This window comes from Mesorhizobium sp. M0184 (genome assembly GCF_040322215.1).
Lineage (GTDB): Bacteria > Pseudomonadota > Alphaproteobacteria > Rhizobiales > Rhizobiaceae > Mesorhizobium.
In genome coordinates, this window is sequence record NZ_JAMYSZ010000009.1 from 73,236 (window position 1) to 99,494 (window position 26,259).

At 63.5% G+C, this 26,259-nt stretch carries 28 protein-coding genes and 1 pseudogene; 17 read left to right on the forward strand and 12 right to left on the reverse strand.

Going from position 1 to position 26,259, the window contains the following annotated elements:
• Positions 1-29 precede the first annotated feature (29 nt).
• The 3 genes from NKJ23_RS13440 to NKJ23_RS13450 form a co-directional block, all read right to left on the reverse strand.
• Positions 30-809: a Bax inhibitor-1/YccA family protein gene (locus NKJ23_RS13440; protein WP_254817871.1), complete on the reverse strand. Its 780-nt coding sequence runs from the start codon at positions 807-809 to the stop codon at positions 30-32.
• Positions 810-1,028: 219 nt separating this feature from the next.
• A complete protein-coding gene (locus tag NKJ23_RS13445) occupies positions 1,029-3,578 on the reverse strand; it encodes an ABC transporter permease (RefSeq protein WP_352680682.1) in 2,550 nt (849 codons plus the stop codon).
• On the reverse strand, positions 3,578-4,288 hold the full coding sequence (locus NKJ23_RS13450) for an ABC transporter ATP-binding protein (RefSeq protein ID WP_352680610.1): 711 nt from the start codon (positions 4,286-4,288) through the stop codon (positions 3,578-3,580). Before NKJ23_RS13450 ends, NKJ23_RS13445 begins: the two co-directional genes overlap by 1 nt.
• 107 nt (positions 4,289-4,395) lie before the next feature.
• On the opposite strand from NKJ23_RS13450, the gene NKJ23_RS13455 reads away from it, so the two are divergent.
• From NKJ23_RS13455 to NKJ23_RS13470, 4 genes are all read left to right on the forward strand, one after another.
• Positions 4,396-5,040, forward strand: a complete 645-nt coding sequence (locus tag NKJ23_RS13455; RefSeq protein ID WP_352450197.1) for an arylesterase — start codon at positions 4,396-4,398, stop codon at positions 5,038-5,040.
• Between the two features lie 136 nt (positions 5,041-5,176).
• Positions 5,177-5,773 carry an RNA 2',3'-cyclic phosphodiesterase gene (gene thpR, locus NKJ23_RS13460; RefSeq protein ID WP_352456356.1) on the forward strand — a complete coding sequence of 199 codons (597 nt, stop codon included), beginning with the start codon at positions 5,177-5,179 and terminating at the stop codon, positions 5,771-5,773.
• A 6-nt stretch (positions 5,774-5,779) separates the two neighbouring features.
• Entirely contained in the window at positions 5,780-6,076 is a 297-nt protein-coding gene (locus NKJ23_RS13465; protein WP_023679826.1) for a 4a-hydroxytetrahydrobiopterin dehydratase, read from the forward strand.
• A 92-nt stretch (positions 6,077-6,168) separates the two neighbouring features.
• Positions 6,169-6,531 (forward strand): YkvA family protein, encoded by a 363-nt coding sequence (locus NKJ23_RS13470; protein ID WP_031212728.1) that lies wholly within the window; start codon positions 6,169-6,171, stop codon positions 6,529-6,531.
• 45 nt (positions 6,532-6,576) lie between these two features.
• On the opposite strand, the gene NKJ23_RS13475 is transcribed toward NKJ23_RS13470, so the two are convergent.
• A complete protein-coding gene (locus NKJ23_RS13475; RefSeq protein WP_352680611.1) occupies positions 6,577-7,185 on the reverse strand; it encodes a methyltransferase family protein in 609 nt (202 codons plus the stop codon).
• A 357-nt stretch (positions 7,186-7,542) separates the two neighbouring features.
• Here NKJ23_RS13475 and NKJ23_RS13480 point away from each other — a divergent pair, with 357 nt between their 5' ends.
• From NKJ23_RS13480 to NKJ23_RS13490, 3 genes are all read left to right on the forward strand, one after another.
• Positions 7,543-8,049 carry an invasion associated locus B family protein gene (locus tag NKJ23_RS13480; RefSeq protein WP_023721899.1) on the forward strand — a complete coding sequence of 169 codons (507 nt, stop codon included), beginning with the start codon at positions 7,543-7,545 and terminating at the stop codon, positions 8,047-8,049.
• Positions 8,050-8,315: 266 nt separating this feature from the next.
• Entirely contained in the window at positions 8,316-9,548 is a 1,233-nt protein-coding gene (gene rlmN, locus NKJ23_RS13485; protein ID WP_352680612.1) for a dual-specificity RNA methyltransferase RlmN, read from the forward strand.
• Positions 9,545-10,024, forward strand: coding sequence for a hypothetical protein (locus NKJ23_RS13490; protein WP_352680613.1), 480 nt, complete (start codon positions 9,545-9,547; stop codon positions 10,022-10,024). Before rlmN ends, NKJ23_RS13490 begins: the two co-directional genes overlap by 4 nt.
• On the opposite strand, the gene NKJ23_RS13495 is transcribed toward NKJ23_RS13490, so the two are convergent.
• The gene (locus NKJ23_RS13495) at positions 9,996-10,637 is read right to left on the reverse strand and encodes a LysE family translocator (RefSeq protein ID WP_023679833.1); all 642 of its coding nucleotides are present in this window, start codon (positions 10,635-10,637) and stop codon (positions 9,996-9,998) included. The genes NKJ23_RS13490 and NKJ23_RS13495 overlap by 29 nt on opposite strands.
• A gap of 168 nt (positions 10,638-10,805) precedes the next feature.
• On the opposite strand from NKJ23_RS13495, the gene NKJ23_RS13500 reads away from it, so the two are divergent.
• Positions 10,806-12,029, forward strand: coding sequence for an argininosuccinate synthase (locus NKJ23_RS13500; protein ID WP_352680614.1), 1,224 nt, complete (start codon positions 10,806-10,808; stop codon positions 12,027-12,029).
• Between the two features lie 85 nt (positions 12,030-12,114).
• Here NKJ23_RS13500 and NKJ23_RS13505 read toward each other — a convergent pair.
• From NKJ23_RS13505 to NKJ23_RS13515, 3 genes and pseudogenes are all read right to left on the reverse strand, one after another.
• Positions 12,115-12,378 (reverse strand): annotated as a pseudogene (locus NKJ23_RS13505) (IS5 family transposase); the annotation flags it as partial.
• A gap of 76 nt (positions 12,379-12,454) precedes the next feature.
• A complete protein-coding gene (locus NKJ23_RS13510; protein ID WP_352680615.1) occupies positions 12,455-12,877 on the reverse strand; it encodes a DUF4279 domain-containing protein in 423 nt (140 codons plus the stop codon).
• 113 nt (positions 12,878-12,990) lie between these two features.
• A complete protein-coding gene (locus NKJ23_RS13515) occupies positions 12,991-13,791 on the reverse strand; it encodes a lytic murein transglycosylase (RefSeq protein WP_352680616.1) in 801 nt (266 codons plus the stop codon).
• A 185-nt stretch (positions 13,792-13,976) separates the two neighbouring features.
• Here NKJ23_RS13515 and NKJ23_RS13520 point away from each other — a divergent pair, with 185 nt between their 5' ends.
• The 7 genes from NKJ23_RS13520 (at position 13,977) to rpsP (ending at position 20,898) form a co-directional block, all read left to right on the forward strand.
• Entirely contained in the window at positions 13,977-15,224 is a 1,248-nt protein-coding gene (locus NKJ23_RS13520) for a flavin monoamine oxidase family protein (RefSeq protein ID WP_352680617.1), read from the forward strand.
• A 90-nt stretch (positions 15,225-15,314) separates the two neighbouring features.
• A complete protein-coding gene (locus NKJ23_RS13525; protein ID WP_023680728.1) occupies positions 15,315-16,409 on the forward strand; it encodes a zinc-binding metallopeptidase family protein in 1,095 nt (364 codons plus the stop codon).
• A gap of 63 nt (positions 16,410-16,472) precedes the next feature.
• A complete protein-coding gene (locus NKJ23_RS13530; protein WP_352680618.1) occupies positions 16,473-17,075 on the forward strand; it encodes a DUF1236 domain-containing protein in 603 nt (200 codons plus the stop codon).
• A 147-nt stretch (positions 17,076-17,222) separates the two neighbouring features.
• Positions 17,223-18,191, forward strand: a complete 969-nt coding sequence (locus NKJ23_RS13535; protein WP_352680619.1) for a CPBP family intramembrane glutamic endopeptidase — start codon at positions 17,223-17,225, stop codon at positions 18,189-18,191.
• Positions 18,192-18,500: 309 nt separating this feature from the next.
• A complete protein-coding gene (ffh, locus tag NKJ23_RS13540; RefSeq protein WP_352450210.1) occupies positions 18,501-20,117 on the forward strand; it encodes a signal recognition particle protein in 1,617 nt (538 codons plus the stop codon).
• 7 nt (positions 20,118-20,124) lie between these two features.
• Entirely contained in the window at positions 20,125-20,451 is a 327-nt protein-coding gene (locus NKJ23_RS13545) for a chorismate mutase (RefSeq protein WP_023680732.1), read from the forward strand.
• Positions 20,452-20,502: 51 nt separating this feature from the next.
• Positions 20,503-20,898, forward strand: a complete 396-nt coding sequence (gene rpsP, locus NKJ23_RS13550; RefSeq protein ID WP_023680733.1) for a 30S ribosomal protein S16 — start codon at positions 20,503-20,505, stop codon at positions 20,896-20,898.
• A 72-nt stretch (positions 20,899-20,970) separates the two neighbouring features.
• On the opposite strand, the gene NKJ23_RS13555 is transcribed toward rpsP, so the two are convergent.
• Positions 20,971-21,234, reverse strand: coding sequence for a YMGG-like glycine zipper-containing protein (locus NKJ23_RS13555; protein WP_023680734.1), 264 nt, complete (start codon positions 21,232-21,234; stop codon positions 20,971-20,973).
• A 190-nt stretch (positions 21,235-21,424) separates the two neighbouring features.
• Entirely contained in the window at positions 21,425-21,835 is a 411-nt protein-coding gene (locus tag NKJ23_RS13560) for a DoxX family protein (protein WP_352680620.1), read from the reverse strand.
• A gap of 261 nt (positions 21,836-22,096) precedes the next feature.
• Here NKJ23_RS13560 and NKJ23_RS13565 point away from each other — a divergent pair, with 261 nt between their 5' ends.
• A complete protein-coding gene (locus NKJ23_RS13565) occupies positions 22,097-22,504 on the forward strand; it encodes an ACT domain-containing protein (protein ID WP_023680736.1) in 408 nt (135 codons plus the stop codon).
• A 397-nt stretch (positions 22,505-22,901) separates the two neighbouring features.
• Here the strand turns inward: NKJ23_RS13565 and NKJ23_RS13570 are convergent, their stop codons facing one another.
• Positions 22,902-23,936: an aspartate-semialdehyde dehydrogenase gene (locus tag NKJ23_RS13570; protein ID WP_352680621.1), complete on the reverse strand. Its 1,035-nt coding sequence runs from the start codon at positions 23,934-23,936 to the stop codon at positions 22,902-22,904.
• 106 nt (positions 23,937-24,042) lie between these two features.
• Positions 24,043-24,192: a hypothetical protein gene (locus NKJ23_RS13575; protein WP_352680622.1), complete on the reverse strand. Its 150-nt coding sequence runs from the start codon at positions 24,190-24,192 to the stop codon at positions 24,043-24,045.
• Positions 24,193-24,392: 200 nt separating this feature from the next.
• On the opposite strand from NKJ23_RS13575, the gene NKJ23_RS13580 reads away from it, so the two are divergent.
• Positions 24,393-26,228, forward strand: a complete 1,836-nt coding sequence (locus tag NKJ23_RS13580) for a DEAD/DEAH box helicase (RefSeq protein ID WP_352680623.1) — start codon at positions 24,393-24,395, stop codon at positions 26,226-26,228.
• Positions 26,229-26,259: the final 31 nt, after the last annotated feature.

Here is a 26,259-nt window from a genome sequence, read left to right on the forward strand (position 1 = left end):
CCAAACTCGCTGGTCCAGGAAAACCGTATTTAGCGACGGTCGCCCATGAACTGCAGCAGAAACATAAATAGGTTGATGAAGTCGAGATAGAGCCTCAATGCGCCCATAATCGCCTTGCGGCCGGCGACATCAGTCTCGTCGCCCTCGAAGTACATCTCCTTGATGTTCTGCGTGTCGTAGGCGGTGAGGCCCGCGAAGATCAGCACGCCGATCGCCGAAACGGCGAAGGAAAGCGCCGACGACTGCAGGAAGATGTTGATCACCATCGCGATGATCAGGCCGACCAGGCCCATGACCAGGAACGACCCGAACGCCGAGAGATCGCGCTTGGTCGTGTAGCCGTAGAGCGACAGCCCGCCAAAGGCGGCGGCGGTGGCGAAGAAGGTCTGCGAGATACTGGCGGTGGTGTAGACCAGGAAGATCGACGACAGCGACAGGCCGACGAGGCCGGCGTAGACCCAGAACGTCGTCTGCGCGGCCGAAACGCTCATCGACTGGACTCGGAACGACAGGAACATCACCGCTGCCAGAGGGGCGAAGATCACCAGCCATTTCAGCGGCGAGCCGAAGATCGCGTAGCCGAACGAGGTCAGCATCTCGCCGCTTGGCAACGTCGCGACGGCCGAGGCGGGATCGCTGGTGGTGGCCAGCATGATTGTGCCGACCGCAGCAAGGCCGGTGATGAGGAGGCCAAGCCCCATCAGATTGTAGACCTTAATCATGTAGGCCCGCAGGCCCTGGTCGATGGCAGCATCGACGCCGGCGCCGGGCACGGCGCGCGTCTGATAATTGCGAACGGGATCAGCCATGGAAATCCTCATATTGCTTCTGCCCCGTCCGGTGTCAGGTCCTTTTGAACCCAGGCGCCGCTGGCGGGGCTCCAGCATGCCTGCGCCGAAATATGATGGTTCTTGGCGTAAAGGACAAGACCGTAACCAAGCGTAATGCTCCGTGAAGTGCCAGAGATACGGTTTTATTGGCCTTCCCGCCCGGAACATTACCGAGATTTAATCAAAACCGGCTCTGGCTCAAAGATTTCGGAGCACCGGCGCCGCCTTGTGGCCCAGCACCCGCCACGTGCCAGCAAGGCCGATGCCGACCGTGACCACCAGCGAAAAGCCGATGGTCGCCACCGCCACTTCGGGCATGAAATGCGATGGCAGCGTCATGATGCGCGCGACGACGAACCATGCCGCCACACCGCCCGCCGCCAGCGCGAAGATCGCAGTGGCAAGGCCGATCAGCATGTATTCCAGCGAAAACGCGGCGATCAGCGTTTTCCTGGTCGCACCCAGGGTCTTCAGCACCACCGCGTCGTGAATGCGAGCCCGGTTGCCGGCGGCGAGCGCCCCGGCCAGCACCAGCACCGAGGCGATCAACGCCACGCCCGCTGCTGCCCTGATTGCTGTGCCGAGCTGCGCCACCAGCCGGTTGACGATTTCGAGCGCGTCCTTGACCCTGACCGTCGTCACCGCGGGAAAGGCACGCGTGACGGCGTTGAGAAGATGCGCATCGTCGGCTGCCGACGCATTCGTCTCGGTCAGCGTCGCCAACCAGCCATGCGGCGCACCGGCGAATGTGTTGGGCGAGAACACCATGACGAAATTGATGCCCATGGTTTCCCATTCGACCTGGCGGAAATTGGCGATCTTGGCCGTGATGTTGCGGCCGAGCACGTTGACGGTGATGGTGTCGCCGAGCTTCAGCCCGATCTCTTTGCCTTCCTCGGCGGAAAACGAGACCAGCGGCTCGCCGGCATAGTTCTCCGGCCACCAGCTGCCCTCGGTCAGCGTCGCATTCTCCGGCAGCTTTGCGTCATAGGTCAGGCCGCGATCGCCGCGCAGTACCCAGGCGCCTTCGGCCGGAACCTTGACCTTGTCGACATCGACGCCGTTGAGCGCCATCACCCGGCCGCGCAGCATCGGCACCTTGATCAGCCTGCCTTGCGGTGCCTCTTTGCCGACCAGCGCGGAGAAGGCATCGACGTCACCGCTCTGGATATCGACGTAGAAGAAGTTCGGTGCCCTTTCCGGCAGGCTGCCCGAGATCTGCCGCCTGAGATTGCCGTCGATCAGCGCCAGCGTCACCAGCAGCGTCAGCCCGAGTCCCAACGACAGCACCACGGACGGCGTCAAGGCGCCAGGCCGATGGATGTTGCCGATGGCGAGCCTGAGCGCGGTCGAGCGCACGCGCGGGCTTTTCTTCGCCGCCCACTGCACCAGAGAGCCGACCACACGCAGCACCAGGAACGAAAAGATCGTGGCGCCAACGAAGATCGAGGCAATACGGCGGTCGCCGGAAAACAGGATCGCCAGTACCGCGAGCAGCAGCGCGATGCCCAATGCCGCGGCGATATAGAGCGGGCGGGGAAAACCGCGGCCCTCGAAACCCATTTCGCGAAACAGCGCCGTTGCCGGCACGTCGCGTGCGCGGCCGAGCGGCAGCAAGGCGAAAGCCAGCGTCACCAGCAGCCCGAACAGCGCTGCCATGCCGAGGGCGCCGGGATAGAACCCACCTTCCGCCGGCACTGGAATGACCGATTGGAGTGCCGCGCTGGCCGCGAACGGCATCAGCGCGCCAAGCACAAGGCCTAGCGTGATGCCGAGGGCGGCGATCATCAGGATCTGCACCAGATAGACGGCAAAGACGAACCCGCCCGAAGCCCCCAGGCTCTTGAAGGTGGCGATGACGCCGCGCTTGCCGTCGAGATAGGCACGCACGGCATTGGCCACGCCGACGCCGCCGACCACCAGCGCCGTCAACCCAACCAGCGTCAGGAATTGCGAAAACCGTTCGATGTTGGAGGACAGCGCCGGCGCTGCGTTGCTGCGGGTGCGGATCGACCAGCCGGCCTGCGGGAACTGGTTTGCCGCCTGCTCCTGGATCGCCTTGATCTGTGCCTCAGTGGTGCCGCCGGGCAGGCGGACCTTATAGGCGTTCTCGACCAGGCTGCCCGGCTGGATCAGGCCGGAAGCGGCAAGCCCGTCGGTCGACACCATCAGCCGCGGCGCAAAACCGAAGCCATCCGACACTGCATCCGGCTCGTTGACCAGCCTGGCGCGCAGCTCGAACGTCGCGCTGCCGAGCTTTAGCCGGTCACCGATGCCAAGGTTCAGCCGCTCGAACAAGAGGTCCGGGGCGGCGGCGCCGAAGACGCCGGATTTTTCGCCGAACAGATCCTCTCGCGACAGCACCGGCTCGGTCTCCAGCGCACCATAGAGCGGATAGGCGCCGTCGACCGCCTTGGCCTCGACCAGCGCCTGGTCGGAGCCGTCCTCGAGCCTCGCCATCGAGCGCATATTGGCGCTGTGCGAAACCGTGCCAAGCCGGTCGAGGAAGCTGCGTTCGGCTCTAGTCGGATCGCGTTGGTTGAGCTGGAAGCGGAGATCACCGCCGAGCAGCGTCTGGCCCTGGTCGGCAACACCGGCGGAAATAGCCTGCGCCACCGAATTGACGCCGCCGATCGCAGCGACGCCGAGCGCGATGCAGGCAAGGAAGATCAGGAAGCCGGACAGCCCGCCACGCATTTCTCGCAGCGAAAACCGAAAGGCGAGCCTCAGCGTGCGCGCCAGCGGCATCATGCGGTCACCTTGCCAGCCCTGGTGGCCGGCTTAGGCGCGTCTTCGATCAGCCCCGACCGCATCGACACCTGGCGCGAGCAGCGCGCCGCGAGTAGTGGGTCATGCGTGACCAGCACCAGCGTCATGCCGCGTTCGGCCGCCTTGGCAAACAGCAGGTCGGCGACGTGCCGCCCCGTTGCCTGGTCGAGATTGCCGGTCGGCTCGTCGGCGATCAGGATGCGCGGCGACGGCGCCAGTGCCCGGGCGATGGCCACGCGCTGTTGCTCGCCGCCAGACAATTCGCCGGGGTAATGGGTGACGCGATCGCTGAGACCGACCGCCGCCAGCTCGCGCGCCGCTACGCCGAACGGATCGACATGGCCGGCAAGCTCCAGCGGGACGGCAACGTTTTCCAGCGCCGTCATATTGGGGATGAGATGGAACGACTGGAACACGATGCCGATGTTTCGCCCTCGAAACGATGCGATCTCGTCTTCGCTTTTGCCGTTGAGCAGCTCGCCGGCAATTCGGACCGTACCCGAATCGACCCTTTCAAGTCCGGCCAAAACCATCAGCAATGTCGACTTTCCCGAACCTGAAGGTCCAACGATGCCTGTCGCTTCGCCGCCCGCCACATCGAGGCTGACGCCCTTCAGCACATGGACCGAGGATGCACCTTCGCCGAGCGTCAGCGATACGTCTTTCAGCGAAATGACGGCTTCTTCCAAAATCAAATCGTCCTATATGGGGGATGAAGGCTAGTGCATCCGATGCTCGACAAAGACGAAAACCTGCCTTCGCCAACAGATGTTCCTGGTCATATGGGGCCTGCCGCATGGCTTTCAAACACACCTTTGCCGCAGCCTTCGCCCTTTTCCTCGCCATTTGCGGCGCCATTTCGTCGGCGCGCGCCGAACCGTTCACCATTGTCGGTTTCGGCGACAGCTTGATGGCGGGTTATGGCCTCGGGCCAGGTCAGGGCTTCACCGAGAAGCTGCAGGCGGCGCTGCGCGCCAAGGGCTACGATGTCACGGTCGCCAACGCCGGCGTCTCCGGCGATACGACAAGCGGCGGCCTGTCGCGGCTCGACTGGTCGGTGCCGGACGGCACGCAACTCGTCATCCTGGAGCTCGGCGCCAACGACATGCTGCGCGGCGTTTCGCCCGCCATAGCGGAAAAGAACCTGGACGCCATGCTGGCAAAACTGAAGCAGCGCAAGATCGCCGTTTTGCTTGCCGGAATGCGCGCGGCGCCCAATCTCGGCGCCGACTACCAGAACGCCTTCGACGCGACCTTTCCGAGACTGGCTGAAAAATATGGCGTGCCGCTCTATCCTTTCTTTCTCGAGGGCATCGCCGGTCAATCCGTCCTGCAACTCGAGGACGGCCTTCATCCAAACGCCCGAGGCGTCGACCGCATCGTCGAGGGTATCCTACCCAGTGTGGAGAAGACCATTGAAGCGGTCCGGGGCAATTCCTGAAGGCGAGGGTTCGCCGTCGCAACACCTTCCGCAGGGGAAGCTTTTAGGCAGGCCTGCGACCAACAAACCCCTTGCCCCGTTCGAATATCGATGATTCGCTAGGGCAAGAGTTCGATTCGAGGACAGGAGGCTTGCCATGCCGCGTCTTTTTACCGCCCTCGAAATACCGCGTGATGCCGCTCTTTCGCTGTCCCTGCTCAGGGGCGGCCTGCCCGGAGCCCGCTGGATCGACGTCGAAAACTATCATCTGACGCTGCGCTTCATCGGCGATGTCGAGGGCCATGTCGCCGACGAAATCGCCAATGCGCTTGACCGTGTTCACCGCCCGTCCTTCCCGCTGACGCTGTCCGGCGTCGGCGCCTTCGGCCAGAAGAAGCCGCATGCGGTGTGGGCCGGGGTCGCCGCTTCGCCCGATCTTTCCGCATTGCAGGCCGAGATCGAGCGCATCTGCCAGCGGCTCGGCATCCCGGCCGACCCGCGCAAGTTCATGCCGCATGTGACGCTGGCCCGCCTGCGCAATTCCAGCCCGCTCGATGTCGCCCAGTATCTGTCGGCGCGCGGCAATTTTTCGACGCTGCCGTTCCGGATCGGCCGCTTCGTGCTGATGTCGTCGCGCGATTCGGTCGGCGGCGGGCCTTACGTCGTCGAGGAGGCCTGGCCGCTTTCAGGTGCTGACAACCGCGTCGCCAGCCGTTTGGTTGGCGCCGCCGACGCTTCGCGGATCATGCGGTAGACGGACATGGCCAGGGAGAAACTAGCAAAAGAGGCGATCCGCGCCGAACTTGCCGGCCTCGACGGCTGGTCGCTGGCCAAGGATGGTGGCTCGATCACCCGCAGCTTCACCTTCAAGAATTTCTCCGAAGCCTTTGCCTTCATGACCCGCGTTGCCCTGGCCGCGGAGAAGATGGACCACCATCCCGACTGGTCGAACGTCTACAAGACGGTAAACGTGACCCTCAACACGCACGACGCCGGCGGCCTGACCGCGCTGGATTTCGATCTGGCCAGGAAAATGAACCGCTATTTCGGCGGCTGAGCCTATCTGCACCTTGCAGCGAGGTTCGGCTTTCACCACATTTTGCCTCGCGGTCACGCGTGAAGTCACGCGACGGCCGCAAGGAGAGGTTGATGGCGCAAAAATCCGGTTTTGATTTCTTCGGCCTCGGCAGCAAGCCGGGCAACGAGAGCGAAGTGCGCGAAAAGTTCTGGCGTACGGCGAAGAAGGCCGCCCGGCAGATCCCGTTCATGGAAGAGGTGGTCGCCGCCTATTACTGTGCCATGGACAAGAAGACGCCGCTTCGCGCCAAGGGCACCTTGCTTGCTGCGCTCGGCTATTTCGTGCTGCCGACGGACGTCATCCCCGATTTCATCCTTGGGCTAGGCTTCACCGACGACATCGCCGTGCTGACCGCCGCGATTACCGCCGTCAGCGCCCACATCACGCCGGCGCACCGGCTCGCCGCCAGGCAGGCCATCGCCGACAAGAGCTGAGCCGGTGCGGCGCAAAAAATCGCGTGAGAACCGACTCTCCGGCCGTCAAACCCACCGCCGCACCCGCGCCTTGTAGGCGCGATAGGCATCTCCGAACTTCCGCTCGAGATAGCGCTCTTCCGGCGCGATAACGCCGGTATTGATCACCCACAGCAGCGGGATGACGAGCGCAATAGCCCAAAGACTTCCTGCCGCGACGCCGAGGCCCAGATAGACGAGGGTCGTTCCCAGATAGAACGGATTCCTGGTCCGCCGATAGATGCCGTCGACGACCAGCGCCGTCGTCGGCAAGGTCGGTGGTATGTTGGTGCCAGCGGCCTGAAAGCGGCCCGCCGCCATAAAGATGAACACGAAGCCGCACACCGCGAGCACAGCGCCAGCCAGATAGCGGGCGAGCGCCTGCCCGGCCATGACCGGGAGCGGCACGAGCACCTCAAGCACGGTTGCCGCCACCAGGAAGCCGAGGAAGATCAAAGGTGGCAGCGCAATGACCCCGGCCACGTCGGGGGCGCCCGATCCGCCCGCCGTCTCCCCGGCATCCGACCGGCGCACCGCGCCACCGGCCGCCCGCCGCATGGCGACACGTACGCCGAACACAATCGCCAGGACGGCTGTGCCGCCCGCGAGGATCAGGACTGTCTCGGAAACGGCCATGGCCAATCTCCCGTAGCCGCCAGGGAGGCACCCTGGCCGAGCGCCGTGGCGGCGAACGCAGACATGGTACCGCCTGCAGGGAAATTCGTCACGTATCTCAGAAAAGCCAGGATGGCTGCAAGACCTAGCTGCTTGAAAAGTCAAACTCTTGCCGTTTTCGTGGCCTCCAAGTCGCGGCAGGGACAGTGCGACAGCCGCTTTTTCGAGCGGCAGCGCGAAGACGGCGGCGGTTTCCTGGCGTGAACATCCTTTTCTCAGGGAAATTCACCGTTTGGTAACCCAGATTAAATCAAAATGAAGCGACGGGCAGGACGCCGAGCCGGCCTGCCGCCGCACCAGTGGAATACGGGAAAAGCGATGCGCGGATTGATTGCTATAGTTTCCAGCCTGGCCCTGGTGGCCTTGACGGCGCCCGCGCTGGCGCAGTCGGCAACCAAGATCGGCCAGCATAATGCCTGGGGCACCTACAGTTATCAGGCGTCGGGCGGCGGCAAGGTCTGCTATGTCCTGACGGTGCCAACCGACAAGCAGCCGCCGACGCTCGATCATGGCGACATGTTCTTCTTCGTCAGCCAGCGGCCGGGGCAGCAAGTGTCCTACGAGCCGCAATTCATCGCCGGCTATACCTTCCAGGAAGGTTCCAAGGCCACCGTCACCATCGACAAGAAGTCTTTTTCGATGTTCACGCGCGGCAAGTCGGCCTGGGTCGAGAACGCCGCCGAGGAGCCGGTGCTGATCGCCGCGATGAAGACCGGCACCGACATGAAGGTGTCGGCCAAGTCCGGCCGCGGCAACACCACCACCTACGTCTTCTCGCTGAAGGGCATCTCGGCGGCGCTGGCCTCGATCGCCAAGTGCAAGTAGGCGGTTAGGCGCGGTCTTCCCTTCTCCCCTTGTGGGAGAAGGTGGATCGGCGCGCAGCGCCGAGACGGAAGAGGGGTGTTGGACGGAACGCCGTCGGCGCCAAGCTGGAACACCCCTCATCCGACCGAGCTTCGCTCGGCCACCTTCTCCCACAAGGGAGAAGGAAGAACCCCGGCATGACTCCGCCGCTAACCTGTGCTATGCGCCGCGCTTCATTTCGGGCACGATGCTGTATTCGGCCGCAAATCGCTTATATTGGCGCAACAATGACCCTTTCATTCGATCTTACCGCCGAAGGCGCGCGTGACGCGTTGCGCACCCGCACGACGCCTGAAAAGCCGTCGCTGATCGGCTTGACGCGCGCCGAACTCGGGGCCACCCTCGTCGCCGCCGGCATCGTGCCGGAGCGCCAGGCGAAAATGCGCGCCCAACAGCTCTGGCATTGGATCTATGTGCGCGGCGTTTCCGATTTTGCCGGCATGTTCAACATCTCCAAGGATCTGCGCGCCGCGCTCGACAGGCATTTCACCGTCGCCAGGCCCGAGATCGTCGAGGAGCAGATTTCCTCCGATGGAACCCGCAAATGGCTGTTCCGCTTTCCGCCGCGCGGCGCTGGCCGGCCGGTCGAGATCGAGACGGTCTACATTCCCGAAGAGGGCCGCGGCACGCTCTGCATCTCCTCGCAGGTCGGCTGCACCCTGACCTGCTCCTTCTGCCACACCGGCACACAAAAGCTGGTGCGCAACCTGACCGCCGAGGAAATCCTCGCCCAGCTTTTGACTGCCCGCGACCGGCTCGGCGATTTCCCCGACCGCGACACGCCCGACGGCGCCATCGTGCCGGCCGAGGGCAGGAAAGTGTCCAACGTCGTGATGATGGGCATGGGTGAGCCGCTCTACAATTTCGAGGCGGTGAAGAAGGCGCTGCTGATTGCATCCGACGGCGACGGGCTTTCCCTGTCGAAGAGGCGCATCACGCTGTCGACCTCCGGCGTCGTGCCGGAGATCTTCCGCACCGGCGAAGAGATCGGCGTCATGCTGGCGATCTCACTGCACGCCACCAATGACGATCTGCGCGACCTTTTGGTGCCGATCAACAAGAAGTATCCGCTGAACGAACTGATCGCTGCCTGCCGCGCCTATCCCGGCCTGTCCAACGCCAAGCGGATCACCTTCGAATATGTGATGCTGAAGGACGTCAACGATTCGATCGAAGACGCCAAGGCGCTGATCAAGCTGCTCAAGGGCATCCCGGCCAAGATCAATCTGATCCCGTTCAATCCGTGGCCGGGCACCAACTACCAGTGCTCGGACTGGGAGACGATCGAGAAATTCGCCGACTACATCAACAATGCCGGCTATGCCTCGCCGATCCGCACGCCGCGCGGCCGCGACATCCTGGCCGCCTGCGGCCAGCTCAAGTCGGAGTCCGAGCGCATGCGCAAGGTCGACCGGCTGGCGCTGGAAGCGATGATGATCGCAGGGCATGGCGAGGCGTGAATCGCGTCGTCGCCTATCTGATCCGCTTCGCCGTCATCCTTGTCGGCTACGGCGTGGCTTCGCTGGCGGCAAGCGCCTTCCTTAACGTCATGTTCCTGGCGTCTCTTGGGCTGATAACGGACGAGACGCAACCGGCGGCGCAGGCGTCGCTGTGGTTTTCAATCCCCTTCGTCGCGCTGTTCGTCGCCTATTTCGCCTTCATGCCGGCCGCCATCGCCATCCTCGTCTCCGAGATCCTTGGCCGGCGTGACTGGCTGTTCTATGCGCTGGCGGGTGCTGTGGTCTCGGCGGTCTTCCTTGGCTTCGTCCACCAGACGGCCGATGCCAATTTCGAGGTTACCAATACCAGCGTCATGCTGGCGGTGATCGGCTGCGGTATGGTCGGCGGTATTTTCTACTGGCTGAGCGCCGGGCGCTCGGCCGGAAGCTGGCGTCAGATCGGACGCCCTATTTCGCCTGGGCCGTCAGGATCTTGAGCGCGAAGGCCGAAAAAACTCCGGCAAACAGATAGTCGACGACGCGGGTGACGCGCGGGCTGGATTTCATCGCGGCCGAGAATTTTTCCGCCGCCAGCACCATCGGCGCCGTCACTGGGATCGCCAGCACGACGAACATCGCGCCGAGGAAGAACAGCTTTCCCGGCGCGTCGGGATCATGCGCGGAGACGAATTGCGGCAGGAAGGTCATGAAGAACAGGATGATCTTCGGGTTGAGCAGATTGACCCCGAGCCCCGCCGCCCAGCTACGGAACAGCGAGATCTGCGGCCCGCTCTTCTTCTCCGGTGAAAACGCCGACCCTTTTGTGATCGCCTGCCATGCCAGGAAGACCAGATAGCCGGCGCCAAAAATCTTCAGCACGAAGAACGCCATCGGCGAGGCGACGATCAGCGCCGAGACGCCGACCACCACCAGCGTGGTGTGAATCAGCGTGCCGCACAAGGCGCCGGCCATCGAGGCAAAGCCGGTGGCACGGCCCTGACTCAGCGTGCGCGAGACGAACAGCGTCATGTCAGGCCCGGGCGTGATCGCCAGGATGAAGGTGGCGATGGAGAACTGGATAAGCGTCGTACTGTCGGGGATGAAGGACATGGCTCGTCTCGTAGGGGCAAAAGACGGCGCAGCCATAGCGCAAGAGCCGTGTCCTCGCCAGCCTCTTGGAGATGAAGCATCTGGTCCAGGCATCGTTCGTCCCTTGCGCTGGCCTAAAACGCCGTGATACCTCGCCCGCGAAGAACCCCTGTCGCGGAACTGCCCACCATGTCGAAAGCAAAAGCCGTCAAGAAAGTCGTGCTCGCCTATTCCGGCGGCCTTGATACCTCGATCATCCTGAAATGGCTGCAGACCGAACTCGGCGCCGAGGTCGTCACCTTCACCGCCGATCTCGGCCAGGGTGGCGAACTGGAGCCGGCCAGGCGCAAGGCCGAGATGATGGGCATCAAGGATATCCGCATCGTCGATGTCCGCGAGGAGTTCGTATCCGATTTCGTCTTCCCGATGTTCCGCGCCAACGCTGTCTATGAAGGCACCTATCTGCTCGGCACCTCGATCGCCCGGCCACTGATCTCGAAACATCTTGTCGAGATCGCCAGGGAGACCGGCGCCGATGCAATCGCGCATGGCGCCACCGGCAAAGGCAACGACCAGGTGCGTTTCGAGCTGTCGGCCTATGCGCTCAACCCCGACATCAAGGTGATCGCACCCTGGCGCGACTGGTCGTTCAAGTCGCGCACCGATCTCATCAACTTCGCCGAGCAGCACCAGATCCCGGTGCCGAAGGACAAGAAGGGCGATGCGCCGTTCTCGGTTGACGCCAACCTGCTGCATTCGTCTTCCGAGGGCAAGGTGCTGGAAGACCCGTGGAGCGAGCCGCCGGAATTCGTCCACCAGCGCACCATCTCGCCGATGGATGCGCCCGATGAGGTCACCGAGATCGAGATCGAATTCCTCAAGGGCGACCCGGTTGCGCTCAACGGGAAGAAACTGTCGCCGGCAACGATGCTGGCGGCGCTGAACGATCTCGGCCGTGACAATGGCATCGGCCGGCTCGACCTGGTCGAGAACCGTTTCGTCGGCATCAAATCGCGCGGCGTCTACGAGACCCCCGGCGGCACCATCCTGATATCGGCCCACCGGGCCATCGAATCGATCACGCTCGACCGCGGAGCCGCCCATCTCAAGGACGAGTTCATGCCGCGCTACGCCGAGCTCATCTACAACGGCTTTTGGTTCGCGCCCGAGCGGCTGATGCTGCAGGCGATGATCGACAAGAGCCAGGAAGACGTCGAAGGCACCGTGCGGCTGAAGCTCTACAAGGGCAACGTGATTGTCACAGGCCGCAAGTCGAGGAAGACGCTCTATTCCGACGCGCTGGTCACCTTCGAGGACGACCGCGGCGCCTACGATCAGAAGGATGCCGAAGGCTTCATCCGCCTCAACGCGCTCAGGCTGAGGACACTGGCGGCGCGTAACCGCCAGCGCTGACATCCGAACAGCGGGCTGGGCGCTCTACCGATCTCGTGAAAGCTGAAAACGATCCGAGAAAACTAGGACGTAGACTCATTACCTGCACCGTGCCGTCATGGGCCTCGGTAGTGGCGTCCATCAGCCGATCCCAGACACCTGCTTTCCGCCATCGAACGAAGCGGTTGTAGCAAGTGGTGCGAGGGCCGTAGCGCTCGGGCAGATCACGCCATGGCGCACCCGATCGCAGCACCCAGAAGATGCCGTTCAGCACGCGACGGTCATCGACACGCGGCACGCCTCGCGGCTTGTTGGGCAAAAGCGGCTCGATGACGCGCCATTCGAAGTCGGTCAGATCGTATCGGCTCATGCCCTTATGAATCAGACTCCGCTCAAATTTGGAACCAGCCAGTCGGCAAACGACCCAATGCGGACAGGACGCCTGCTCACACCTCATTTCCATGTTGGTGAGCTTCGTCCTCAACAAAAAGGTCGAGGCTCCAGCCAACACCGCAATCCGCGAGCACCCTCATCGCAGACGGCTCAAGCCAAATGCCGCACTGTACGTCGTAGGGCTGATAGAACCCGCCGTAGATAGTTATCTGCTTTGGCCGCACTTCCTGCCGCAGCCGTGCGAAGGCCTCCTCCCGACCTCGCATCTGCTCGATCAGGTAGTTGACCGCATTCTCGTGCTCGGCCCCACTCCGGAGCCTTTGCCGCGGACCATCGAGGCTCCATCCATTCTTCTTGCGCGGGGAACCGTTACGCATCGGGTCGCCCTTGCGGACTATGCGTGTCGGTTCGAGGCTTAGGATCGCAGTCACCCCCTCGGGGTCCGCATCGAAATCAACGATCGAGAGCGAGATCATCGCCTGTCCTAGCTAGGTTCCAAAGGGCAAGGCAAGCCCTGCGCTGTTGCGAGACTCTTCATGCTCGCCTCGCGCTTCCAACCGAGCCCAGTCATTTTTGCGTTTATATCCTGTCAGTCGGCATCGATCGCCGTGGCCATGCGGGCGATGGCCTGTTGATAGACGCTCGCCGAATTCCAGCCAGCAATTGCGCCGATATTCGCCTGCGCGCTGGCGCCCGGTCGCCAACCATGACCCTTGAGGAAGTTGGCGGTAGAAGCCAACGCAGTGCTCTTGTCGCGCAGATTTTTGTTTCCGACACCATACGTCAAAACATTTCCGGGCAGGAACTGCGTGTGGCCAATCTCGCCATGCGCGGCACCGACCGACGCGGCGCTCAACGCTCCGCGATCAACCAGCTTCAGGGCCGCAATGGCATGCGGGTAGAAGAACTCCGGACGGCGACAGTCATAGGCCAGCGTTAAAATGGCGGAGACCGTATTCTGGTTGCCCATGGCGGAACCGAAGCCGGTCTCCATACCCCAGATGGCGAGCAACACGCCCGGCGACACGCCGTAATTCCGTTCGATCTTGTCGAACAGCGCAGCATTGGCCTTCTTCAGCGCACGGCCCCTGGCAATGATCGCGGACGCGCCACGGCGCTTCATGAAAGCTTCCACCGAGCCGCTGAAAGCCTTATGGATGGCGCGGTCGACGGAGATCGTCTTTGTCGCGTAGGTTGCGCGAGCCAGAGCGGCCAGACCCTTCGAGCCGACACCGTCGGCCTTCGCCTCCGCGGCGAATTCCGGTTTCCATGCCTCAAAGCCGGCGCCGCTCTTGCCACAGCTGGCCGCCGCCTGCGCGCCCGTCGCCAGCGCAAGCACCGCCACCACCGTGGCCACTACAAACATCTTCCCCTTGGCAAGAAATGCCATGCTGCTCTCCTGGTTGCCTGAATCACGTTCCCAATTGCGAACTTGCCTGCGAAACACCTGCTTGTCACTGCCCCGGCGCTGCGCCGATGCACTCAATACAGCAGGAACCTCAAATCCACCACACTGGCGGACGCCCGGGAATTTGCCTACGATCAAGTAATTATTGTGGCGGGGACAGAATAAGCATGGAAGACGTTGATGTCGTGATCATCGGCGCCGGTTCAGCCGGGCTTTCGGCTTCCAAGACCCTGCGCGCTGCCGGTTTTTCCTTCAAATTGTTGGAAGCGATGAACCGCATTGGCGGCCGCGCCTGGACCAGCGACCAGCATTTCGGCGTGCCGTTCGACATCGGCTGCGCCTGGCTGCATGCCGCGGACCGCAATCCCTACTTTCCCGAGGCGAAGGCCGCTGCCTGGACGCTTCATCACCACGACATGAATGTCGATCATCTCTATTACCGTGAGCGAAAGGCAAGCGAAGCCGAGGAGGCGGCGATGAAGGTGGCCGACGCAAGGCTGTTCGAACTGGTGGCGGCACATCAGGTGAGGGAAGGCGACGACGACCGCCTTTCGGCATTGCTCGCCAAGGGACACGCGCCGCGCGCCGCCGCAACCTTCGCCGGGCCGATGGATTTCGGCGCCGACGAGGACGAGATATCGATCCGCGACTTTCAGGCCGCCGCCGATCTCGATCCGAACTATTTCACCAGGGAAGGCTTCGGTACGCTGGTTGCCCGCTTCGGTGCCGATGTGCCAGTGGAACTGTCGACGCCGGTGCGCAAGATCGTCTGGGATGGGCCGGGCGTAGCCTGCGTCACCGATCGCGGTACCATCTGCGCCAAGGCGGTCATCGTCACTGCCTCCCCGGCAGTGCTCGCCTTCGAGGAGATTGCGTTCTCGCCTGCACTCCCCGATGCGCATTTCGCCGCCTTCTTCGACCTGCCGATGGGCATGCTGACCAAGCTGCCGGTCGAAATATCCGGTACAAGACTCGGCCTGGAGCCGTTCGACGATTTGCTGATCGAGCGGTTGGCCCGGCACGACATCTACTTCCTCTGCTTTCCCTTCGACCTCGATTTGATGGTCGGTTTCGTCGGCGGCGATTTCGCTTGGGAGATGTCGGCGGCGGGCGAGGCGGCTGGCATCGACTTCGTCGTCGACCGGCTCTGCGGCATCTTTGGCGGCGACATACGAAAGCATGTCGGACGCGCAATGATGACCAATTGGGGCGCTGAGCGGTTCGTGCGCGGCGCCTATGCGGCGGCGCGGCCCGGCCGCTCGCAAGCGCGCGCCACGCTGATGCAGCCCGTGGCGGAAAAGATCTTCTTCGCCGGCGAACATTTGGCCGGTCCGCTGATGCAGACCTGCGGCGGCGCTAGATTGTCGGGCGAGGCAGTGGCCAAGGAGGTCGTCGCCCAGCTTGCGGCAAAATAGCATCGGCCGGCAGGAACGTGGGCAGCTGACATGCGTTTGGCGTTCTCCTGCTCGTATCGTCCTCCGCATTTCGAATGATTTGAGACGCCAATGAAGCTTTTCGACTGCCCGCATTGCGGCCACCGTCTCTATTTCGAGAACGCGCAATGCCTGAACTGCGCCAGCCTCGTGCTCTACGATCCCGAGCATGCGCGCTTCGCGCTGTCCGGCGCCGACGTCTTCCATTGCACCAATGCCGACGAATGCGCCTGCAACTGGATGGCGGAGCCCGGCCACGCCTTCTGCCGCGCCTGTGCGCTGAACCAGCTGATCCCGGATCTGTCGGTCGACGGCAACCGCCGCCGCTGGATCCGTGTCGAGGCGGCAAAGAAGCGTGCCGTCTATTCGCTGCTCGCCTTCGGCCTGCCGGTCGCACCCAAGCAGGAAGTTGGCGACGAGATCGGTCTCGCTTTCGATTTTCTTGCCGATCCGATCGGCGGCGGTCCGGGCGGCGAACGTATCCTGACCGGTCATGACAACGGCCGGATCACGCTCAACGTCGCCGAGGCGGATTCGGCAGAGCGCGAACGGCGGCGCGTCGAGATGGGCGAGAACTACCGCACACTGCTCGGCCATTTCCGCCATGAGCTCGGCCATTATTACTGGGACCGCCTGATCCGCGACGATTCGCAAAAGCTTGCCGGTTTTCGCGCTTTGTTCGGCGACGAGCGCGCCGGCTACGAACAGGCGCTGAAGACCTATTATGCCGATGGCGCGCCGCCCGACTGGCAGCAGCGCCATATCTCGGCCTATGCGACGTCGCACCCATGGGAGGACTGGGCCGAGACATGGGCGCATCACATGCACATCACCGACACGCTGGAGATGGTGCATGCCCTGAATTTCCCGCTCGGCCGGCTGGAAACCGTTGAAGCCAACGAGCTGCCGCGCGCCGACACCGGCGGCAAGCTGCAGCCGGCACCATCGGAACCCGCCTCCAGGCCAGAGCCTTTCGAAAGGATTCTCGACCGCTGGCTGGTGCTGTCGGAGGCGTCCAACTCGATCAACCGCTGCATGGGCCTGCCCGATCTCTATCCCTTCGTCATCTCGGACGTGGCGGCGCAAAAACTTGCTTTTGTTCACGAGCTTTTGACCGACCTGCCGAAAACGACTGGAACAAATCGTGAGCCGGCCGAAGCCTTTTAGCCGGAACGCATGCGGCTTTGCTTCGTTTTCCGTGCCAAGGGACTGTGAAACGGAGAGAAGACCATGAAACGCATATTGTTTCCGGCGGTGGCCGGAGCGCTCATAGCGATGTCGGGCTCTGCATTGGCCGACACCGCCGTCTCGGCCATCACTGATCTCAATGTACGCGCCGGCCCCGGCCCGCAATATCCGGTGATCGGCGTGCTCGCGGCCGGCCAGTCGGCGACGCTCGACGGCTGCATCGCCAACAGCAAATGGTGCACTATCGCCGAGGCTAACGGCCAGGGCTGGGTCTATTCCGACTATGTGACGGCCGATTTCGGCGGCAGCCGTGTGGTCCTGACACAGCGTCCGGCCAGCGCCGACATTGCCGTCGTGATGCCGCCCGCCGATAGCGTCGAGTATTCCGACAGCTATACCGGAGCAATCGTCGCCGGCGAGGCGATCGAACCTATCCGGAGACCGCCGGCCGAGATCCGTACCTATGTACGTACGCATCGGCTCGATCCGGTCTATCTCGAGGGCGAGGTGGTGACGGGCGCGACGTTGCCTGACACCGTCGAGCTGCGCGAGATTCCGGACTATGATTACCGCTACGTCTATGTGAACGGTCAGCCGGCGCTGATCGATCCGGACACAAGGCGCATCATGTACGTCGTGCGCTGACGATACAAACAGGGCGGTCGCCCTGTAATGGCGGCCGCTCGCACTCCCGACATTGCCACAAGCCGGTATTGCCGCTGCAATACCGGTTTCCACATTGGGGCCGATGTTCTAGACCTTGCGAGCCGAAGCACCAGCCAGCGAGCCCGCGTGACGATCGACCCAACCGCCTTCCAACAGTACCGGCACACCGCCAACAACAAGACCACTTTGCTGCGGCTTCTGCTTGGAGCGGTGGTCGTCATCCTGTTCTGGCTCGGAACCACTGCCGCCGTGCTGTTCGGCGGCACCTATGCCTTTGCCGTTTGGCAGGCATCGTCTGGCACCGCCCCGCCAGGTGGAGGAGCGGTGCAGGATTTAATGGCCTCTCCTGCGGGCATCCTCGCGGCGCTGGCTTCATTTGCCGGAATCTGGCTCGGCCTTTGGGCTGCCATGCGCTGGATCCATCGCGAGAAGCTGACAGCCCTGATTGGCGTCAGCCGGCGCATTTCTTGGTCGGGGTTCCTGAAAGGACTGACCGCGGTGCTGATCACCTCGCTGCTTTCCGAGATCCTGCTTTATGGTTTGCAGCCCGACATCGCGCGCGGCGCGATCGGCCTGTCCGCGTGGCTTTCGTTCCTGATCCCGATCGCCGCCCTGACCTTTCTGCAGACCTCGTCGGAGGAGATGCTGTTTCGCGGTTATCTGCTCAGGGGCCTGGCGAGCCGGTTCCGGAACCCTTTCATCTGGGCGCTGCTGCCGGGATTGCTGTTCACCTCCCTGCACTGGAGCCCAGGTTCGAGCGCTGCCATCAATGCCTGCGTGCTGGCCTCGATCGCCGCCTTTGCGCTGCTGCTAACGCTTCTGGTCTATGCAACCGGTAATCTCGGTGCCGGCTTTGGTGCCCATCTCGGTAACAATCTGACCGGCTTCCTGCTGATTTCGCACCAGCAAAGCTATAATTCCTTCGCCCTGTTCAACGCCAAGCCGCTCGAAGCCGCCGGCTGGACGACTTCAGACGCCGTCCTCATCGCTTCGATCGGCATCGTCAGCAGCCTGTTGACCGTTCTGCTGCTTTTACATCCGCGCTCACCGCTGAAGGTCGAGCCGGATATGGCGCGCGCCGGCAGCGTGCGCTGATGTGCATTGCCTGGTCGTCCTGAGCTATTTGACGCAAAGCTTGACCAAAGCTTGACTCTGCGGCCGATTTCCTGTCTACACGCCGCGAATTCCGCGACGAGTATTCCTCCGAGCAAACCGACCGGGACGCCGAAACCTCTTTGAGGTGAAGTGCTGTAAATCGATCCCGGAGGCCAACACCCGGCAGCGCTGTGCGCCCCCGGGTGCTTTTTGGCTTTGGGCTTTGCCCGGACCGGCTTTTGCTTGGACAGTTGGCGCGAACGCATTACCTCTCGGGCATCATCCGGGTGCCAGGGAAAAGGAAAAAGAATGTTTGAATCGCTACAGGAACGTCTTGGTTCGATCCTGAACGGCCTCACCGGCCGCGGCGCCTTGTCGGAGGCTGATGTCTCGGCGGCGCTGCGCGAGGTGCGCCGTGCGTTGCTCGAGGCCGACGTGGCGCTGGAAGTGGTGCGTTCCTTCACCGACAAGGTGCGCGAGAAGGCCGTCGGCGCCGCCGTGGTCAAGTCGATCAAGCCCGGCCAGATGGTCGTCAAGATCGTCCATGACGAGCTGGTCGAGATGCTCGGCGCCGAGGGCGTCGCCATCGACCTCAATGCACCGGCTCCGGTCGTCATCATGATGGTCGGCTTGCAGGGTTCCGGCAAGACGACGACCTCGGCCAAGATCGCCAGGCGCCTCGCCGACCGTCAAAACAAGAAAGTCTTGATGGCCTCGCTCGACACGCGGCGTCCCGCCGCGCAAGAGCAGCTCCGCCAGCTCGGCGAGCAGGTCAAGGTCGCCACATTGCCGATCGTCGCCGGCCAGACGCCGGTCGATATCGCCCGCCGCGCCGTGCAGGCGGCCAAGCTCGGCGGCCATGACGTCGTCATCCTCGACACGGCCGGCCGCACCCATATCGACGAGCCGTTGATGGTCGAGATGGCCGACATCAAGAAGATGTCGTCGCCGCACGAGATCCTGCTGGTCGCCGATTCGCTGACCGGCCAGGACGCCGTCAATCTGGCAAAAAGCTTCGACGAGCGCGTCGGCATCACCGGCCTCGTGCTGACCCGCATGGACGGCGACGGCCGCGGTGGTGCGGCGCTCTCGATGCGCGCCGTCACCGGTAAGCCGATCAAGCTGATCGGCACCGGCGAAAAAATGGACGCGCTGGAGGAATTCCACCCCAAGCGCATCGCCGACCGCATCCTCGGCATGGGCGACATCGTCAGCCTCGTCGAAAAGGCGGCCGAGAACATCGACGCCGAACAGGCCGCGGCGATGGCCAGGAAGATGCAGTCGGGCAAGTTCGACCTGAACGACCTCGCCGGCCAGCTTCAGCAAATGTCGAAAATGGGTGGCATGGGTGGCATCATGGGCATGATGCCCGGCATGGGCAAGATGAAGGACCAGATGGCCGCCGCCGGGCTCGACGACAAGATGTTCGGTCGCCAGCTCGCCATCATCTCGTCGATGACCAAGGCCGAGCGCGCCAACCCCGATATTCTGAAGCACTCGCGCAAGAAGCGCATCGCCGCCGGCTCGGGTACCGACGCAGCCGAAATCAACAAACTGTTGAAGATGCATCGCGGCATGGCCGACATGATGAAGGCGATGGGCGGCAAGGGCAAAGGCGGCGGCCTGATGCGCGGCATGATGGGCGGCCTCGCTTCCAAGATGGGGCTCGGCGGCATGATGCCTGGCGGCGCAGGCGGTATGATGGGCGGCGGCATGCCGGACCTCTCCAAGATGGACCCCAAGCAGCTCGAAGCCTTGCAGAAGCAGGCCCAGGCGGCCGGGCTCGGCGGCATGAAGGGCCTGCCCGGTGGTCTTCCCGGTGGCGGTGGCCTGCCTGGGCTGCCCGGCGGCATGAAACTTCCCGGCCTGCCGGGCGGTGGCGGGCTGCCAATGCTTGGCAAGAATGGCCTCGGCAAGAAGAAGTGAGGGCGCCATGAACGAAGAAAAGGACATGGCCGACGCGCGCGCGGCGCTGGTCAATTATCGCGCCTCGATCGACAACATCGACGCGGCGCTGATCCACATGCTGGCCGAGCGCTTCCGCTGCACCAAGGCGGTCGGCGTTCTGAAGGCGGAGCATGGCCTGCCGCCTGCCGATCCGGCACGCGAGCAGGAGCAGATCGCCCGTCTTCGCCAATTGGCGAAGGACGCCCATCTCGACCCGGATTTCGCGGAGAAATTCCTGAACTTCGTCGTCCGCGAAGTGATCCGCCATCACGAGCAGATCGCCGCATCCAACGGCGTAGCGAAAACCGGCTGAGGACCAGCCACCAACCGATCAACCAAATCAGAGCTTTTTAGGAGAAAAGAAATGCCACTGAAAATCCGACTGGCCCGTGCGGGCTCGAAGAAGCGTCCCTATTACCACGTCGTCGTCGCCGACGCCCGTTCGCCGCGCGACGGCCGTTTCATCGAGTCGCTCGGCTCGTGGAACCCGCTGCTGCCCAAGGACGGCGAACGCGTCAAGGTCGACGCCGAGCGTGTCAAGCATTGGCTGTCGCACGGCGCCCAGCCGACCGACCGCGTGCTGCGCTTCCTCGACGAGGCCGGCCTCGCCAAGCGCGAAGCGCGCGCCAACCCGAAAAAGGCCGAGCCCGGCAAGAAGGCGCAGGAGCGCGCAGCGCTGCTGAAGAAGGCGCAGGAAGATGCGGCAGCCGCTGTTGCCGCCGCTGCAGCAGCGCCGGCCGAGGGCGCGACCGCCGAATAAATCATCTCCACAACCACGAAACGGCGGGCCCTGCCCGCCGTTTTGCTATTGCATCCATATGATGCGGCCCGATCAATAGCCTTCCGGGCAACTCGCAACGTAGACACGACCGTTACGATCGCGATAACGGCATTGGCCGCTTTCGCTGGCGCGGCCGATCAGTGCACCGGCCAAAGCGCCGGCCGCACCGCCGATCACCGCGCCCTTGGTCGGGTTGCCGGCCACAGCAGCGCCGACCGCCGCACCGCCCAGGCCACCAACTGCCGCGCCTTGCTCAGTACGGGAGCAGGCACCGAGCGGGACCAGCAAGGCCATCAAGATCATCACCTTTTTCATTGTCGTTCCTCTCCAACAGGGTGCCGTCCTCGCCGCTGCACCCCCTAACTCGCAACCAGGCGATTTGATCCAAAGAAGAAGATCGGCTGCCGCCCGGCGGCGCTCAATTTGATCCAAAGAGTAGAAAGGCGGCGCAGACCGCGCCCGCTCTGGCAGCGTGGCCAGCATCGAACGGCTTTCGATGTCGCCGCTATTGGCTGAACGGGAACAATGCGCGCACCCTTGGATCGCGCAGATACAGGCCACCCCAGAGGACGGCGCCGAGATAGACGCCGAACAGTATGTGCGAGAACAAAGGGCTGCCGATACGCACATGCGTGGCGACGGCGCCGCCGAGATAGGCGGTGAGCAGGATGGCGCCGAGCACCGAGGTGCCTGGCAGCGCGTAAAGCGCTGTCGAGACCAATCCAATGGTGCCGAGCATGCGCGAGACATTGGCATCGGCCGGCCAGCCGAGCTGCACCATGGTCTGGGTGACGATTTCGAGCGGCGGTAGCTTGATGACGCCGACGAAGATCATGAACAGCACGATGACGGCGCTGAGCACGCGGCCGGCCCACAGGGCACGCGGTGAGACGGGTGCTGCCTGAGACATGGTCATTGATGTTCCCTCCGGTCGTTGTGAGCACTGGCTCCTCCGCCAGCTCGAACCAAGGACGCGGCCCATGACGGCGATCCGACATGCCTCCAGTTCTTTTTCAGGTCCGGGGGGACGGCGACCTTGGATGTGCAAGTTCAGTCAGCAACGAACCTGGACAAGTCCACCTTGCAGGGTGAGGTGGAGGGCGTTATTGAAAACCGTAGAGGTGTCTTCCGAGCGCTCGACGGCAACCACCGCCTGATCGCACAACGAAAGCAACCGATGGCCGGAGAGACCGACCTGAAACAGTTGCTGGCGGCAATGACGCCGGAATTGCTTGCCGGCGTTCATGTCTTCACCACGTTGCCACCCGATGCGCCCGTTCCCGACAGGCTCCAGCCGGTGATGCTATTTCGCGAGCGCGAGGGCACGACGCTGATCGTGCTTGAAGAGCATGCCAAGGCCGCTGGACTGAAAACCGTGTTCCGCTGCCGGATGCTGACGCTGAACATCCATTCGTCGCTGGAAGCGGTCGGCTTCCTCGCCGCCATCACCGCGCGGCTGGCCACCGCCGGCATCGGCGTCAATCCGGTCTCGGCCTTCTACCACGATCATCTGTTCGTGCCCGCCGACCGGGCGGAGGAGGCGCTGGAGTTGCTGTTGGACCTAGCGGAGGAGAACCGGCTGTGACACCGGCGCCTTGCTGCCTATTTGAGACGCCTGCGCTGCCCCTCATACGCCTGCCGGAACCTCCTCCCCGCGAACGGCGAGAAGGGCGTGAACGGCCGAAGGCCGAGCCCGCGACTGCGGGCCGCCGGCCTTCCGGCGCCCCCGCGGAGGCCAGCCGCGTAGCGGCGATACGGCCGTGAGCGAAACAACCGCCAAAGGCCGAGCCCGCGACTGCGGGCCGCCGGTCGTCCGGTGCCCCCGCGGAGGGCCAGCCGCAACAGCAGCGATACGGCCGTGAGCGGAAAAGCAAGCTGAGCAAAAACCGCGGCCGAAGGCCGAGCCTGCGACCGCAGGCCGCCGGTCGTCCGGCGCCCCCGCGGAGGCCAGCCGCGCTAGCGGCGATACGGCCGTGAGCGAACTATGCCGCCTTCTTCTTCGGCTGGATCAGCCCGCGCTCGACCAGCAGCTCGGCGATCTGCACCGCATTGAGTGCCGCGCCCTTGCGCAGATTGTCGGAGACGATCCACATCGACAGGCCGTTGTCGATGGTCGAATCCTCGCGGATGCGCGAGATGAAGGTGGCGTCCTCGCCGGCCGATTCCAGCGGCGTGATGTAGCCGCCGTCCTCGCGCTTGTCGATGACCTGGCAGCCCGGCGCCTCGCGCAGGATCTCGCGCGCCTCATCGGCGGTGATCGGCTTCTCGAACTCGATGTTGACCGCTTCCGAATGGCCGATGAACACCGGCACGCGCACGCAGGTCGCCGTCAGCTTGATCTTCGGATCGAGCATCTTCTTGGTCTCGGCCACCATCTTCCACTCTTCCTTGGTGAAGCCGTCGTCGAGGAAGACGTCGATATGCGGGATGACGTTGAAGGCGATACGCTTGGTGAACTTCTTGACGTCGACCTGGTCGGCGACAAACACCGCGCGCGTCTGCGTGAACAATTCGTCCATGCCTTCCTTGCCGGCGCCGGAGACCGACTGGTAGGTGGCGACGACGACGCGCTTGATGGTGGCCGCGTCATGCAGCGGCTTCAGCGCCACGACCAGCTGCGCCGTCGAGCAGTTCGGGTTGGCAATGATGTTCTTGCGCGTGAACAGCGAGATCGCATCCGGGTTCACTTCCGGAACGATCAGCGGCACGTCCTGGTCGTAGCGGAAGGCCGACGAATTATCGATGACGACGCAGCCCTGCTTGCCGATCTTCGGCGACCATTCCTTGGAGACGTTGCCGCCGGCCGACATGATGCAGATGTCGGTATCTGAAAAATCATATTGGTCGAGCGCTCTGACCTTCAGCGTGCGGTCGCCGAACGACACTTCCGTGCCCTGGCTGCGCCGCGAGGCCAGCGCCACCACCTCGCTCACCGGAAAGTCGCGCTCTTCGAGTATGTTGAGCATTTCCCGGCCCACATTGCCCGTGGCGCCGACGATCGCAACCTTGAAACTCATCGAAATCTCCTGTCCCTCTCCGCTCGTTTTCTGGAGAAAACCCGCCGGCCGATGCGGGTTTCAACCCCCGGGCCGGACCCGGGAGAGGGTGGTTAGGCCAAGGGAATCAGACCGTTTTGGTGGTCGTTTTGCCGGTTTTTTTGAGCAAGAACGTGATTTTGCTGGAACGAGGAGACGCAAAGACGCGCCCGGCCCAATGGTTCGCATTGGGGCCGGGGATGTCGAAGGCAGAAAGCGCCATCAAAAGGCCGCGCATCGAAAACTATCCCGTTCGGTGCCGGCTTTTACGCGGTTTACGTCTAGAGTCAATCCAACCAGGCCGACCCGCCCGCCCTGTACAATGACGGCGGCACCAAGTACGAACGAGCATCGTCTGGCTCGTGGCGCCCGTCTGTGGCGCTTGCCGACATTTGACCCGTCGCCGGGTATTCAGAATCCGAATTTCGAAAGAGCAAGATGTCCAATTTCGAAGCTATTGTTCCAGCGCTGGCAAAGGCGCTGGAAAAACGCGGCTATGTCGAGCTGACGCCGGTGCAGAAGGCCGTTCTCGAGCTTGGCCAGGCCGATGCGCTGGTTTCGGCCCAGACCGGCTCCGGCAAGACCGTCGCCTTCGGTCTGGCTTTGGCGCCGACCCTTCTCGATGGCGCGGAGCGCTTTTCCCACGCGGCGGCACCCCTGGCGCTGGCCGTGGCGCCGACGCGGGAGCTGGCCCTGCAGGTAACGCGCGAGCTGGAATGGCTCTACGAACTGACCGGCGCCACGGTGGCGTCCTGCGTCGGCGGCATGGACATGCGCACCGAACGGCGCGCGCTGGAGCGCGGCGCCCATATCGTCGTGGGCACGCCCGGCCGCCTACGCGACCACATCACCCGCAATTCGCTCGACATGTCGGCGCTCAAGGCAGTGGTGCTCGACGAGGCCGACGAGATGCTCGATCTCGGCTTTCGCGAGGATCTGGAATTCATCCTCGATGCCGCACCCGCCGATCGCCGCACGCTGATGTTTTCCGCGACCGTGCCGCGCTCCATCGCCACGCTGGCCAAAGGCTACCAGCGCGATGCGGTACGCATCTCGGCCTCCGGTGAGGAAAAGCAGCATCTCGACATCGAATACCGGGCGCTGAGCGTCGCCCAGGCGGACCGCGAAAACGCCATCATCAACGTGCTTCGCTACTACGAGGCGAAGAATGCATTGGTGTTCTGCAACACCCGCGCCGCCGTCAACCATCTGACAGCGCGCTTCAACAATCGCAACTTTTCCGTGGTGGCGCTGTCCGGCGAGCTTAGCCAGAACGAGCGCAGCCACGCGCTACAGGCGATGCGCGACGGCCGCGCCAAGGTCTGCATCGCCACCGACGTCGCGGCACGCGGCATCGACCTGCCCAATCTCGAGCTCGTGATCCATGCCGACCTGCCGACCAACCCGGAAACGCTCCTGCACCGAAGCGGACGCACGGGTCGTGCGGGACGCAAGGGCGTCAGCGCGCTGATCGTGCCCAATAGTGCCCGCAGGCGCACCGAGCGGCTGCTGCAAAGTGCCGGCCTTGCGGCAACCTGGGCGAGCCCGCCGTCGGCCGACGACGTGATACGGCGCGACGACGAGCGCATTCTCGCTGATCCGGTCTTCAGCGAGCCTATGAAGGATGAGGAGCGCGGCTTCGTCGAGGCGCTTCTCGATCAGCACGGGCCCGAACAGGTTGCCGCCGCCTTCGTGCGGATGTGCCGCTCCAGCCACTCGGCGCCGGAGGATCTTCTCGACGTGGCAGCGTTCACGCCGTCGGGCGAAAAATTTGCGCGGCGGGACGAGACACCGAGCCGCCGCGACGATTTCGGCGACAGCGTCTGGTTCTCGCTGTCGGTCGGACGCCGGCAGAATGCCGAGCCGCGCTGGCTGATCCCGATGCTGTGCCGGACAGGCGGCATTTCCAAGCGCGAGATCGGCGCCATCAAGATGCAGCCGGAGGAAACCTTCGTGCAGATCGCGGCGGACTGGGCCGAGCGTTTCCTCGCTGCGATCGGCCCCGACCGGAAGCTGCAGGGCAACATTGCGGTCAAGCGGCTGGACGGCACGCCGGATTTGTCGCGGGCCGGCTATCAGGAACCACGGCCCGACAAGAAGCCGCACCGCGGCAAGCGCACCTTCGATCAGAACACGCCCAAATTCGAGAAGCGCGCACCGGCCGACCAGCGCCCGGCATTCGAGGCGAAGCCCTGGGCCGGGAAACCGGCCAAGGCGAAGTTCGAAGGCGGACCTGCGAAACACAAGAAATCGAAGAACGGCCGGGGTAAATAGCCAGCACTCTCCATTTCCGCACGCCCCTTGC